Annotated in this window: 13 protein-coding genes; 9 read left to right on the forward strand and 4 right to left on the reverse strand. The window is 56.2% G+C overall.

Annotated elements, in window-relative coordinates; all coding sequences use genetic code 11:
- Window positions 1-50: 50 nt before the first annotated feature.
- Complete coding sequence (locus tag HC757_RS04915) at window positions 51-2,306, reverse strand: ABC transporter permease subunit (RefSeq protein WP_169563181.1); 2,256 nt, start codon at window positions 2,304-2,306, stop codon at window positions 51-53.
- A gap of 223 nt (window positions 2,307-2,529) precedes the next feature.
- Between HC757_RS04915 and HC757_RS04920 the strand changes: the two genes are divergently transcribed.
- On the forward strand, window positions 2,530-3,030 hold the full coding sequence (locus tag HC757_RS04920) for a glycine cleavage system transcriptional repressor (RefSeq protein ID WP_169563182.1): 501 nt from the start codon (window positions 2,530-2,532) through the stop codon (window positions 3,028-3,030).
- Window positions 3,031-3,082: 52 nt separating this feature from the next.
- Here HC757_RS04920 and HC757_RS04925 read toward each other — a convergent pair whose 3' ends face one another.
- Window positions 3,083-3,970 (reverse strand): DMT family transporter, encoded by an 888-nt coding sequence (locus HC757_RS04925; RefSeq protein ID WP_169563183.1) that lies wholly within the window; start codon window positions 3,968-3,970, stop codon window positions 3,083-3,085.
- 158 nt (window positions 3,971-4,128) lie between these two features.
- On the opposite strand from HC757_RS04925, the gene HC757_RS04930 reads away from it, so the two are divergent.
- The 5 genes from HC757_RS04930 (at window position 4,129) to HC757_RS04950 (ending at window position 8,744) form a co-directional block, all read left to right on the forward strand.
- Window positions 4,129-4,947, forward strand: a complete 819-nt coding sequence (locus HC757_RS04930; protein WP_169563184.1) for a DUF2797 domain-containing protein — start codon at window positions 4,129-4,131, stop codon at window positions 4,945-4,947.
- Window positions 4,948-5,350: 403 nt separating this feature from the next.
- The gene (locus tag HC757_RS04935; protein WP_169563185.1) at window positions 5,351-6,271 is read left to right on the forward strand and encodes a lipase family alpha/beta hydrolase; all 921 of its coding nucleotides are present in this window, start codon (window positions 5,351-5,353) and stop codon (window positions 6,269-6,271) included.
- 1 nt (window position 6,272) lies between these two features.
- Window positions 6,273-7,265 (forward strand): lipase secretion chaperone, encoded by a 993-nt coding sequence (locus HC757_RS04940; RefSeq protein ID WP_169563186.1) that lies wholly within the window; start codon window positions 6,273-6,275, stop codon window positions 7,263-7,265.
- 297 nt (window positions 7,266-7,562) lie between these two features.
- Window positions 7,563-8,156: a LysE family translocator gene (locus HC757_RS04945; protein WP_169563187.1), complete on the forward strand. Its 594-nt coding sequence runs from the start codon at window positions 7,563-7,565 to the stop codon at window positions 8,154-8,156.
- Between the two features lie 45 nt (window positions 8,157-8,201).
- Window positions 8,202-8,744, forward strand: coding sequence for a DUF1415 domain-containing protein (locus HC757_RS04950; protein ID WP_169563188.1), 543 nt, complete (start codon window positions 8,202-8,204; stop codon window positions 8,742-8,744).
- Between the two features lie 46 nt (window positions 8,745-8,790).
- Here HC757_RS04950 and HC757_RS04955 read toward each other — a convergent pair whose 3' ends face one another.
- Window positions 8,791-9,126 carry a hypothetical protein gene (locus HC757_RS04955; protein ID WP_169563338.1) on the reverse strand — a complete coding sequence of 112 codons (336 nt, stop codon included), beginning with the start codon at window positions 9,124-9,126 and terminating at the stop codon, window positions 8,791-8,793.
- Between the two features lie 349 nt (window positions 9,127-9,475).
- Here HC757_RS04955 and HC757_RS04960 point away from each other — a divergent pair, with 349 nt between their 5' ends.
- The 3 genes from HC757_RS04960 (at window position 9,476) to HC757_RS04970 (ending at window position 10,950) form a co-directional block, all read left to right on the forward strand.
- A complete protein-coding gene (locus HC757_RS04960) occupies window positions 9,476-9,865 on the forward strand; it encodes a cupin domain-containing protein (RefSeq protein ID WP_169563189.1) in 390 nt (129 codons plus the stop codon).
- Window positions 9,866-9,952: 87 nt separating this feature from the next.
- On the forward strand, window positions 9,953-10,411 hold the full coding sequence (locus tag HC757_RS04965) for a GNAT family N-acetyltransferase (protein WP_244623129.1): 459 nt from the start codon (window positions 9,953-9,955) through the stop codon (window positions 10,409-10,411).
- A 44-nt stretch (window positions 10,412-10,455) separates the two neighbouring features.
- A complete protein-coding gene (locus HC757_RS04970; protein ID WP_169563190.1) occupies window positions 10,456-10,950 on the forward strand; it encodes a DUF2938 domain-containing protein in 495 nt (164 codons plus the stop codon).
- A 109-nt stretch (window positions 10,951-11,059) separates the two neighbouring features.
- Here the strand turns inward: HC757_RS04970 and HC757_RS04975 are convergent, their stop codons facing one another.
- Window positions 11,060-11,956 carry a universal stress protein gene (locus tag HC757_RS04975; protein WP_169563191.1) on the reverse strand — a complete coding sequence of 299 codons (897 nt, stop codon included), beginning with the start codon at window positions 11,954-11,956 and terminating at the stop codon, window positions 11,060-11,062.
- Window positions 11,957-12,149: the final 193 nt, after the last annotated feature.

The following is a 12,149-nucleotide window of genomic DNA, read 5'->3' on the forward strand; positions in this document are numbered from 1 at the left end:
AGGCGAAAATTCATTAAAATACATTATCTTATTCTCCATTCCTTGCGGCATCAGAGTGAACTGTAGCGTTCACGCAGACGCTGACGCACCACTTCGGCAATGGTGTTAAAGAAGAAGGTGAAGATGAACAGCACGAAGGCCGCCAGGAAGAGCACCCGGTAATGCGAGCTGCCGATGGCGGACTCGGGCATTTCCACTGCTATGTTGGCCGCCAGGGTACGCATGCCCTGGAACACGCTCCATTCCATGATGGCCGTGTTGCCTGTGGCCATCAGCACTATCATGGTCTCGCCGACGGCGCGGCCCAGGCCCATCATCACGGCCGAGAAAATCCCCGGACTGGCGGTCAAGAGCACCACACGGGTCAGTGTCTGCCATGGGGTTGCCCCCAAGGCCAGGCTGCCGTTGGACAGGTGGCGCGGCACGGAGAAGATGGCGTCTTCAGCGATGGAGAAAATCGTCGGGATGACGGCGAAGCCCATGGCGATGCCCACCACCAGGGCGTTACGTTGGTCGAAGGTGATCCCCAGCTGGTTGGTGATGAACTGACGGGTATCGCCGCCAAACAGGGCAATTTCTATCATGGGGCTGATGGCGAACGAGGCCCAGCCAACGAAACAGATCACGGGTATCAGCATCAGCTCCTGGTACACTTCCGGCAGTCTCTGTTTCCAGCGACCGGGTAACTTGCTCCAGGCGAAGGCCGACAACAGGATGGACACAGGCAGCAACACCAGCAAGATCATGATCCCGGGCAGGTGATCTTCGATCAGCGGCGCCAGCCAGAGACCGGCGAGGAAGCCCAAGATCACCGTCGGCAAGGCTTCCATGATTTCGATGGTCGGCTTGACTATGCCGCGCACCTTGGGCGACATGAAGTAGGCGGTATAGATGGCGCCGGCAAGCGCCAGCGGCACGGCGAACAACATGGCGTAGAAGGCCGCCTTCATGGTACCGAATGCCAAGGGCATCAGACTCAGCTTGGCCTCGAAATCATCGGAACCCGAGGTCGACTGCCATACATATTCAGGCTCGGGATAACCTTCGTACCAGACTTTGTCCCATAGGGCACTCCAGGACACCTCAGGGTGTTCATTGGCGACCCTGAACAGGTGCAGCTTGTGGTCGGCTTCGACCACCAGGCCGTTGGATCTGGGGCTAAAGCCCATGACGCCGGGGTGTTTCAGATCGAAGGTTTCATCGAATAACTGACGCTGACTGGTGGTATACAGTAGCGACAACTCGCCTTCGGCACTGACGGTGGCGAAGCTCTTGCGATAAAACTCAGATGCCAGGGCGGCCGAGGGGGGCAGATCATCGAACTCACGAATTTCCTGGTACAGACGACCCTTGTCACTGTTGACCTGGAAATACTGGGCCACCTTGCCCGAGTCATAGGCGACCAAGATAGAGCTGGCGCCGGCCAGCAAGCTGATGTTGTTGACTTTTCCATTCGAGCTTTCGACATCCAGCACCTGCAACAAGCTGACGTCATCCAGATAACGAATATCATAGATATAGATCTTGTTACCCGTCTGCAGTATCAGCTGGCGCTGATCCGGCGTCATCAGCTGATGCGCCACCTTGATAGGGGCATCGCCCAGGGTGACATTCGCAGGCTGCCATTCGACCTCTTCGGTCATCATATTCTCTTCGCCTTCGAAGCGATTGACCTGCCAGGTGCCGTTATCGCCCTGGAAGGCGAAACTCATCTTATCGCTGCTTAAGGCAAACACCAGGCTGTGAATGGCGCCGCCGTCCGTCAGCGCCAGAGGCGTATTGCCGACGGGGTAACGCAGTTCAGGAGTAATGAGGCGCTTATTATCCGGATAGGTCAGGCCAAAGGCGATGTCGGTGATCAGTACCTGGCCGTTGCTCAGCCCCAGGGCGAAACGTTGCTCGCTGGGCGCGGACACGGCGCTGCTGGTGATTGTCACACCGGCCGCCAGCTCCGGCTTGAAGCTGTCGACCAGCTGCTGGGTCAGGGCGGAATAAAAGTCCACCTGGCCGTTGCGTGCTACCCGGTAGAGAACTTCATTTTGCTCGTCACTGCCCACCATCAGGGTCGGGATGTCGGCATTCTGATAGCTGACATTGGTGACGGGGGTGACATCGGCACCATCGAAGATGGGCTTAATGACGTACAAGAGATAGAAGAAGATCAACAAAAGGGCGACAAACACTAAGGTTCCGCCAATGGTGACACCTATCTGAGCCGCCTTATCCTTAACTGCTCTGCGGTTGGTTCGACCACCGATCAACAACTTATGTGTTGCAGAACCAGGTTGAATGACCTGACTTTCCATTAAGAACCTCTATTATTAATAGCCAGCGAATGTGCGCTGGGATTGTATCGCCTGCTATGCTAACAATACTCGCATCGAACACAGCCAAGACATAACCCTATTCTGATGGGCTGGCATTGTATGACGCAAAGATGACAGTTGTGTTACATGGGCTTTCTCACAACGCATTTTTTGCTATCGGTTGCACTTCTATTTTGATCACTAGAACTCGGAGAAGAATGGCATGTTACGTTACCTGTTAACCCTGCAAGTTCCTGACAGAAAAGGATTAGTCGAACAAATTGCCCAAGCTGTCAGCCGTCATGGCGGCAACTGGCTCGACTCGGAACTACGCCATATCGACGGTATCTTTGCCGCCATACTCCTGCTGGAAGTCCCTTCGCAACAGTGGGATGAACTGCTCGAATCCCTGGAATGCATCGACGGCCTGACGCTGACCTTCTCCAAGACAAGCCACAAGAAAAGCCCCCTGCTGCGCCTGAGCTTTAATCTGGTCGCCTACGACAGACCCGGCTTGGTATTGGATATTTCAAACAAGATCAATGCACTGGGTATCAATATAGAACAATTCAGCAGCCAATACGAGACCGCGGGTCATACCGGCATAGCCCTATTCCGGGCTACCATAAGCTTGGGACTGACAGACGAGTCACAGGAGGAGCGACTCACGGAGGCGCTCTATGCCATAGGCGATGATGTGGTGCTGGATAAACTCAACCGCTGAAGCCCGAAGTGCGTCATGGCGTCATAACGCCATGACGCCCATCCAGGCCGCGTCAGTTCAGGCTCTCCTGTTGGGATTTCACCAGATAACGCAGCGGCACCTGGGATACCAGCATGCCGAATAGCATCAAGCCGCAGCCCGTCAACTCCCGCACGCTCAGACTCTCGTCCAGCAGCAAGATCCCCCCAATGGCGGCGAATACGGTTTCCAGACTGAGAATGATGGCCGCATGGGCCGGGTGGGCATGTTTCTGCGCCATCACCTGCAGGGTATAACCTATGCCAACCGAGATGAGTCCCGAATAGGCCAGGGATGCCCAGGCGGCGGTGACATTCCCAAACTCTGTGGTCTCGAATCCCGCCGAGATCAGCAGGCTGAGCACACCACACACCAGAAATTGCATCTGCGCCAGGATCACAGGCGACACCCGCTTGGCGAAGTGATCCACCGCCAGGATATGCATGGCCCAGAAGCAAGCCCCCAGCAGCTGCAACAGATCGCCATAGCCTATGCTGAAGTCATCCTTCACGCTGAGGAAGAATAGCCCCAGGACGGCGATGCCGCAGCCGAGCCAGGTATTGAGCCCCGTGCTGTGTTTCAGCGCCAGCCCCAATACAGGCACCAGGACTATGTAGAGGCCGGTGATGAAGCCTGCGTTGGCGGCCGTGGTATACAGGAGTCCGACCTGCTGCAGCGAGGCGCCGGCAAACAACAGGCTGCCCACCATGAGGCTGCCCCAGAGCAGGTCCCTGCCCTGGCTGACGTATAACTTGCCTTTGCGCTTGAAATACCACACCAGGGGCAACAGGCTCAGGGCGCCGATCAGGAAACGCACGCCATTGAAGGCGAAGGGCGACAGGTGATCCATGCCGAACACCTGGGCGACAAAACCAAAGCCCCAGATGGCGGCGGCAAGCAAGAGGATGAAGTTAGCAGGCAAGATAATAGTCTCTCGAAGAAAATGGCTGTTTAGATTAGCACTGATTGCAACAAATTTGGATCGGATAATATACAAGTGAGGCCGCAAGCGAAAAAAGCTGTCGGGAAGCGGCCGGATAAGCTGATAGACTAAGGCAAATAGCGAACTATGAGTAATGTATGTTAGGCACCTTATCCAAAATGCGCGCGACCCTGAATGAGGCTCAGCTGGTGCAATACCGGCTACCCGTAGGTGAGCAGTCACTCGAGCTCAACCCCTTGATAGGTCAGGCATTGACCCTGACTCACACGGGCAATATTTTCTGTTGCAACTGTGGCAAGAAGACCAAGAAGAGCTACTCCCAGGGCCATTGTTTCGTCTGTATGCAGAAACTGGCCAGCTGCGATCTCTGTATCATGAAGCCGGAAACCTGCCACTTCGACCAAGGCACCTGCCGCGAGCCGGATTGGGCCCAGAGCCATTGTTTCGTGCCCCATTATGTCTACCTGTCCAATACCTCAGGGGTCAAGGTCGGCATCACCCGCCACACTCAGCTGCCAACCCGCTGGATAGATCAGGGCGCGACCCAGGGACTGCCGATTTTCAAGGTCGCCACCCGGCAGATCTCCGGCCTGGTGGAAGTCGAGCTGGCCAAACTCATCAACGACAAGACCAACTGGCAGGCGATGCTCAAGGGCAATGCCGAGGATATAGATCTCAAGCAAAGAGCCGTAGAATTGCTGCCGCTGATAGAAGATAAGCTGCACGAGATAGGCATGCAGAAAGGCGATTACAGCATAGAGAGACTGGACGAGGCAGTGCAGGCGATCCACTACCCTGTGACCGAATTCCCCAAGAAGATCAAATCCCATAACTTCGACAAGGAAGCCGTGGTAAGCGGCGTCTTGCTGGGCATCAAGGGGCAATACTTGCTGTTCGATACCGGGGTGATCAACATCCGCAAATTCTCCTCCTATGAAGTCCAGGTAAGCTACTGAGTCTGGCAGCCCGCCAAGAGTCACGAAAGAGAGGGACCAGGCGTAAGCCTGGTCCCTCTTTCCTATCCCAGGCGCACGGCTATGCGCTTTCACTGCGATGAACTTTTAGGGCAATGGGCTTTTGCTGCAATGATTTTACGGCAATGATTTTGCAACAATCGCCGCGCTCAGGCAGAAGCCAGCCCTGTATTAAACGACCGCCATCAGCATAGACCCGATCGCCAAAAGTCGGCAAGCGCCAGTTTTAAACAAAAAAATACCAGATAACATGCTGTATTTGTATAAAAAATAACCATTGCGCCGCAAATTGATTTCCGTTAACAATAAAGTTACAAAGCCCATTTGGGGCAAACATGTCTGGCACACTAGTCGGCCAGGCAACTCAAGTTAACAGGGAGTCACAATGAAAGCATGGATCTGCACTTCACTACTCATCATCCTGGGTCTGTTCAACAGCGCCCGGGCCGAGGAAACACAGGCGACCCGCTATCCCATAGTCATGGTTCACGGCCTCTTCGGTTTCAATGATATCTGGGGCATAGACTACTTCTATCGCATCCCCCAGGCACTGGAGCAACAAGGGGCCAAGGTGTACCTAGCCAGTGTCTCGCCCGCCAATGCCACCGAAGTACGGGGTGAGCAGCTGCGCACCTTCGTGCAGGCCGTGCTGGCACAGACGGGGGCGGAAAAAGTCAACCTGATTGGCCACAGCCATGGCGGACCGACGGCGCGCTATGTCGCCAGCGTCAGCCCTGAGATGGTGGCTTCGGTGACCTCCATAGGCGGGGTCAACTGGGGCAGTCGCTTCGCCGATTTCACCCGCGCCGCCGTGCCAGCGGATAGTGCGACCGAATGGCTCATCAGGCAGGGCGCCGACTTGCTGGCCGGAGTCATCGCCGGCGTCTCCGGCAGTGGCGAACTGCCAAGCGACAGCCTGGCGGCCATGGAAGCCCTCACCACCCGCGGCTCGCTCTTGTTTAACCAAAGCTATGGCGAAGGCATGCCGCAGGAGTATTGCGGTCAGGGCGCCGACGTCGCGGACAATGGGGTCTACTATTTTTCCTGGTCCGGTGCCGCCAACCTGACCCATGCACTCGACGCCTCCGACTATCCGTTGAGCCTAACCGGACTGGTGTTCAATGAGGCCAACGATGGCCTGGTCTCGAGTTGCAGCTCACATCTGGGCAAGGTGATCAATGACAGCTACCAGATGAACCATCTGGATGAAGTGAATCAAACCTTCGGCCTGGTCAGCTGGTTTGAAACCAATCCTGTGACCTTATACCGTCAACACCTCAAGCGTTTACAGCAGTTGGGGCTGTAACTTGAAGCCACCCAAGCTCGGGCTGGATAACAAGGCACCGGCCGCACTGCTCACAGGACTCGGCCTGCTGTTGCTGCTCTGGGTCGAGACAGGCTCGGAGCGGCTGCCCGCTCCAGCTCCTGCCCTTACCCCTGCTTCAACTCCAGCGCTCACCTCAGGGGCGCTCACCCCGGGCCAAGGCCCACAAGCTGCCATTGTGGCCCAGGTAGCCAATATGACTGGCCCGGCGGGTGAGTCCTTGGTGCTGGAGCAGGCATTGCGCTGGCAATTCGATGACATTATCCTCGACTATCAGCAGACGGGCGCGGCCCTGAGCGCCCAGCTCAACAGGTTGGCGGAGCAACACAGGCTCACGCCAACCGCGACCACTGAGCTGAGCGAGCTATTCTACCGCTACCGGGATTACCAACTGGCCCTGGCCGAACTCAAGGCACTGGGACCTCAACCGACCGAAGCGATAGACATCACAGAGACCCATGACTTTCTCGAACAGGTGTATCGGCTGCAATTTGACTATTTCACCCAGGCGGAAATCGAGGCCTTCTTCGCCAGAGACAATGCCTACGACAGCCAGGCACTGGCCAGGGTTAGCATAAGGCAAGACAGCAGTCTGACGCCGGCACAGAAACAAACATTGTTGGCACACCAGATAAGTCAGCTCGATGAACAAGACAGGCGGGTGCTGATGCCGACCCTGGAGGCGCAGCAGATTGCCGCCCAGCTCCGGGGCCAGGAGACGACGGCAGCGGCCCTGGCGCCGGAGATACAGGAGCGGGTCACACAAACCCGGGCAAGTGAGCAGGCATGGCACACCCGGGTCGGGCAATACCTGCAATTGCAGCAGGAGCTGCCACAGGCCGAGCTCGAGACATACCTGGCCGCGCATTTCAGCAACAACGAAATGAAACGCCTCAGGGTATTCCTGGCCCATCCGGAATTATTGGGCCACACTTCAGGGCTTAACAAAGAAAAATCGGCGAACATGCAGCGATAATCCGCAAAATCACCGCCATCTTCCGGCAAATCCCGGCATCGAGCCGGCGAACTGCCGTTGCCAACAGGCCGTTCAGGCGGGCGAAAACATGCCAAGGGCCCAGCCTTGGGCCCTAGCCTCAAGCTTAAGTGCGCGATTTCAAGTGCGCCATTGCAAGTGTGCTATCTGCGCTACTCACTGTCCGCGCTACTTGCCGTCTGCGCGACTCACCGGCGGGCCATGGCGGATAAAAATAGACTCGGAGCGGAGCAAAAATGCGGCTACAATAGCCATCCCTTAACCCGCATAGAGAGCCCAATGGAACTCGTGTTTGCCATCGCCTTGTTTGCTTTTTCCTCCGGCATCACCCCAGGACCCAACAACATCATGCTGATGAGCTCCGGGGTGAACTTCGGGGTGCGCCGCAGCCTGCCCCATCTGTTGGGCATAAGTTTCGGCTTTCCGCTGATGGTGCTGGCCATAGGCCTGGGCTTGAGCAGCTTGTTTCAGGCCTACCCTATGCTGCATCAGATTATCAAAGTGGCGGGCATAGGCTATTTGCTGTATCTGGCCTGGCTCATCGCCAACAACCACAGCAAGCTGGAAGGCAAGCGCAGCGCCAATCCCTTCAGCTTCCTCCAGGCCGCTGCCTTCCAATGGGTCAACCCCAAGGGCTGGATCATGGCGGTAGGCGCCGTCGCCACCTTCACCTCGATGCAGCAGGCACTCGCGCCCCAGGTGCTGACCATAGCCGCTGTGTTCTTCTGCGTGGCCTTACCCTGCGCCCTAGTCTGGCTCGGCTTCGGGGTGGCGCTGCAACGCGTGTTGAAACGGCCGCGCCAACAGAAAATCTTCAATATCTGCATGGCGCTCTTGCTCCTGGCCTCCATCGTTCCTATGATCGCCCCCTAGCCCAAGGCGTTAAGCCAACAGCCACAGCAGCGAAGAGAAGTTCCCATGTCAGAGCAAGAATACATTTCCAGCACCACCCTCTGGGTCAGGGATGTGATAGTCAAATACAACATCTGCCCCTTCGCCAGGCGCGAATTGGACAGGGGCAGCATACGTTATGTGGTGAGCGAGGCGCATAAGCCAGGGGCAGTGCTGAAAGACCTGTTGGCCGAATGCCGCTTCCTGGATCAACACCCGGATACGGAAACGACCCTCTTCATCGTCCCCCGGGGTTTCGAGGGCTTCTACCCCTATCTGGATCTGGTGGATGCGGCCGAAGATATGCTGGTCGAACAGGGTTACGAGGGCCAGTATCAGCTGGCCAGCTTTCACCCCGACTATTGTTTCGACGGTGAGCCCCAGGATGACGCGGCCAATTACACCAACAGATCCCCCTACCCGACGCTGCACCTGATCCGTGAAGCCAGCATGGAGCAGGCGCTGGCCGACTACGAGGATCCCGAGTCTATCCCAGAGCGCAACATCGCCTTCAGCCGCCGCAAGGGCGGAGCCTTCTTCGCCACACTGCTGGCCCAATGTCACAAATAGGCAGGGTACGGGCTCGCCGACACCGTCGATGAGCCCGAATGCCCCCTTATGCGCCTTTCACTATCGCCCTCAAGCGCGCGATAAACTGTTCCAGTGCCTGTTCATCATCGAAGCCGAAGGCCAGGCCATAATGGGTCTCGGTCAGGCTCTTGTGCAGGCGTTTGGGAAAACGTGTCATCTGAGCATTGTGATGATAGTCGTATCTGGCATGCACCCCCTGGATGGCGGCAAACTCGCCGGCAAACACCTCAAACGCCGGGCGTATGATCAGCAGCTCCTGATGCAGATACACGGCCTCCTTCGACTCGGGCAGCATGTATTCGGTGACATTCTTGATGGTGAAATTGGTGCGGCAACCGAGTCGCTGCAGACTGCTCACCATGAACTCATGGGTCATAAAAGCTGTTCCTTCCTAATAATGGGGCATCACTGACGTCACATAGACCACTGAGATCATATAGGCCACTGACATAGATAGCCATTAGGCACCAGTCCTGGGAAATAAGATAGCCCTACAGCAAAGCCCGGAGCAATCCGGGCTGTCGACAGCAATGCAGCAGCGCCGGCAAGTTGCTTTAGTTTTGCCGCTTGCTTGCAACGGTATTTACTGATTACTATGGCTAGGTCTAAATCCAATAAGTGACTGTAAAGGCTTGCTCTTGTTCACAGGCACTGTCAGTTCTGAACGCTTAACCATCGGCTGCAAGCGTCATTTCCATGGGGGATATCAAATGCCAAAATCAGTCGGCATCAGCATAGATAAGGCATTTTCCAGGGTCCAGTTTCTCGAAGATAGAAGCCCTGAAACCACGGATGAAGAAGCCAAGGATGCGTTTGCACTCTTGTCCGAGTATCGGGACGGTGGTGTGTATATCGCACATTATGCCGGCTACAGTGAATGGGAGCGACACCCCCAAGGCGATGAATTTATACAAGTCTTGGCTGGCGAAACCACACTTATCCTGCTCGATGAGCATGAGCAACGCCGCCATCTCTTGGCTGCCGGCCAGATATTGGTCATACCTCAGGGCGTCTGGCATAGATTCGAATCCCCCAAAGGGGTTAAAGTCATGACCATTACACCTCAGCCAACGGAACACAGCATTGATTATCCGTGCTGAACATAGCCAATGGCCAATGACCCGGATACCTTGGCCATTGGCAGATGTTGAGGCACCTGGCTTGCGGACGACTGAAGGAGGCGTAGATTGACATTGCAATTTATCCCGGCGTCAGAGGCAGATAGAGCCTACCTGCTGGCGCTGAGGAAAAGTACCATGGTGACGCATCTTGAAAAATCGGGGCAATTTCTCTCCGACGCCGAGCATATGTTCAGGCTCAATGAGGGTTACTCCCATTCCCATCTGATCATCTTCAACCATGCAAGAGTCGGGACCCTGAAATATCGGGAAACGGACACATATCTCGAAATCATGCAGCTGCAAATCGAACCCGGTTTGCAGGGGCGTGGCCTGGGCACCCGGGTGATCAAGCATTTGCTGGCCGCGGCTCAGGGTAAGGCGGTTAACCTGACAGTGCTGAAAGACAATCCGGCGCTGCGGCTTTATCAAAGCTTGGGCTTCGCCATTACCGGCGAGGACAGGTATGAGTATCATATGCAGGCAAATGAGTGCCACGACGCGGCCCAGGTTTCCCGGCAAACTTGACCGGGCGCCGACATGAATCACGGCAAACAAGGAGGTATCAAGATATGCAGGAAACGCTGGAATGGCTGAAACACGCCGCCGTCATTGGCATAGGCGCCACGGCATTCATGGATCTTTGGGCGGCGCTGATGCTGCGCCTCTTCAAGATCCCGGCGCTCAACTATGCCCTGGTCGGTCGCTGGCTGGGGCATATGCCCAGCGGGCGCTTCATCCATGACAACATAGCCCGGGCGGCGCCCATCGGCTGCGAGTCATGGCTCGGCTGGGGCGCCCACTATGGCATAGGCATAGGGTTTGCCGCCTTGCTGCTGACACTCTGTGGCCCGCAGTGGGCATACACGCCGACCCTGCTGCCGGCGTTATTGTTCGGCATAATGACGGTAGCAGCCCCCTTTTTCATCATGCAACCCGGCATGGGCGCAGGGATAGCGGCCAGCAAAACCCCGGCGCCCAAGGTGGCGCGCCGCCGCAGCCTGATGGCCCACACCGCCTTCGGCCTTGGGCTGTATGTCGCCGCCTCGCTGCTGACCCGGGTATGAACAGGGGTATGAACTTGGGTATGAACTTGGGTATGAACAACTTGGATATCATGCAGAGCAGCTGAATCCAGGCGCACACGGCTCATGGACGACTCTGGCTATGCTCGGGCTATGCTCGGCTCTGACTATGCTCGGCGCCGGGTTTGATGGCCAGCAGATCGCAGTTGAGCTGGTTGAGCACCTGCTCCGAGGTATGACCCTTCAGGTGGCTGAATATGCCGCTATGCTCGACGCCCATGACCACCAGACTGGCACCGCAACGTTCGGCCATATCGGGAATGAGAAAATCGGCCAGGCCGGATGCCAGGTGCAATTGTTCGGGCGCCAGGTGATAAGGTTTCGCCGACTGCAACAGCGCTTGCCAATGGCGCCCCTGTTGATCCGCCGTTTCCTGAGTCTTTTCGGCCCGGCATGACATGCCGAAGTTGTCGTCCAGATAGCAATTGAGCAAGTGAATATCTACATTCAGCAACTGCGCCAATTGCTGGGCTTCCTCCAGCAGATAACGATTGAATGCCTGATGCCTGCTGTCATTCTCGTCCATCTGCAGCGCAATCAGCATATGGCCATCGGATTGCCAGGCTGAGTCGCCGGCAAACATCAACTTCGCCTTGCTCTCCCTGAGCAGGTGCAACTCATCACTGCCGATAAACTCATTCAACAATGGATGTCTATGCCTATGATGCAGCAACACCAAGTCGTAGTCCGCCTGCTGCAACTCGTCCAACACGGCACGGTAGAGCCGCTGCGACCGGCGGTGTTTCACTTCGACCTCCAGCGGCCTGGCGGCATAGTCATGCCCAGGTTGGTTCAATCCATGCTGGAGCTCTGTGTCTTTGGCGGGATTCGCGAACGCCGGCAACCAACGCCCCAGCCTGGAACTCAGTTCCACCTTGAGCAGAGTGAGCCTGGCATGGCTCTTGTGGGCGAGGATTGCGGCTTTGTTCAGGGTATGGCTGCTGGGGGAAAGGTTATCCGCCACCGTCAGGATATGCTGATAAGACATCTGTAACTGCTCCACTAAGCTCACCTGCTGCTAACTCTAGATGCCAGCAAGAAGGTTGGAGCAGACTCGGCCAGAACAATTTTGACGCTTGTCACTCTGTCATAGTGCTTAATGGTATATTTAAATTAACAAATTGATTTTACTTGCATTATTTAATTCATCTGCGCCAACCTGAGCCCATGGCGCCGCACCG

Source organism: Shewanella salipaludis (assembly GCF_012911865.1).
Lineage (GTDB): Bacteria > Pseudomonadota > Gammaproteobacteria > Enterobacterales > Shewanellaceae > Shewanella > Shewanella salipaludis.

What these genes read in the sequence shown, in the direction of transcription:
- HC757_RS04915 (WP_169563181.1), bottom strand. Translation starts at nt 2,306, where the DNA reads ATGGAAAGTCAGGTCATTCAACCTGGTTCTGCAACACATAAGTTGTTG.
- HC757_RS04920 (WP_169563182.1), top strand. Translation starts at nt 2,530, where the DNA reads ATGTTACGTTACCTGTTAACCCTGCAAGTTCCTGACAGAAAAGGATTA.
- HC757_RS04930 (WP_169563184.1), top strand. Translation starts at nt 4,129, where the DNA reads ATGTTAGGCACCTTATCCAAAATGCGCGCGACCCTGAATGAGGCTCAG.
- HC757_RS04935 (WP_169563185.1), top strand. Translation starts at nt 5,351, where the DNA reads ATGAAAGCATGGATCTGCACTTCACTACTCATCATCCTGGGTCTGTTC.
- HC757_RS04945 (WP_169563187.1), top strand. Translation starts at nt 7,563, where the DNA reads ATGGAACTCGTGTTTGCCATCGCCTTGTTTGCTTTTTCCTCCGGCATC.
- HC757_RS04950 (WP_169563188.1), top strand. Translation starts at nt 8,202, where the DNA reads ATGTCAGAGCAAGAATACATTTCCAGCACCACCCTCTGGGTCAGGGAT.
- HC757_RS04955 (WP_169563338.1), bottom strand. Translation starts at nt 9,126, where the DNA reads ATGGTGAGCAGTCTGCAGCGACTCGGTTGCCGCACCAATTTCACCATC.
- HC757_RS04960 (WP_169563189.1), top strand. Translation starts at nt 9,476, where the DNA reads ATGCCAAAATCAGTCGGCATCAGCATAGATAAGGCATTTTCCAGGGTC.
- HC757_RS04970 (WP_169563190.1), top strand. Translation starts at nt 10,456, where the DNA reads ATGCAGGAAACGCTGGAATGGCTGAAACACGCCGCCGTCATTGGCATA.
- HC757_RS04975 (WP_169563191.1), bottom strand. Translation starts at nt 11,956, where the DNA reads ATGTCTTATCAGCATATCCTGACGGTGGCGGATAACCTTTCCCCCAGC.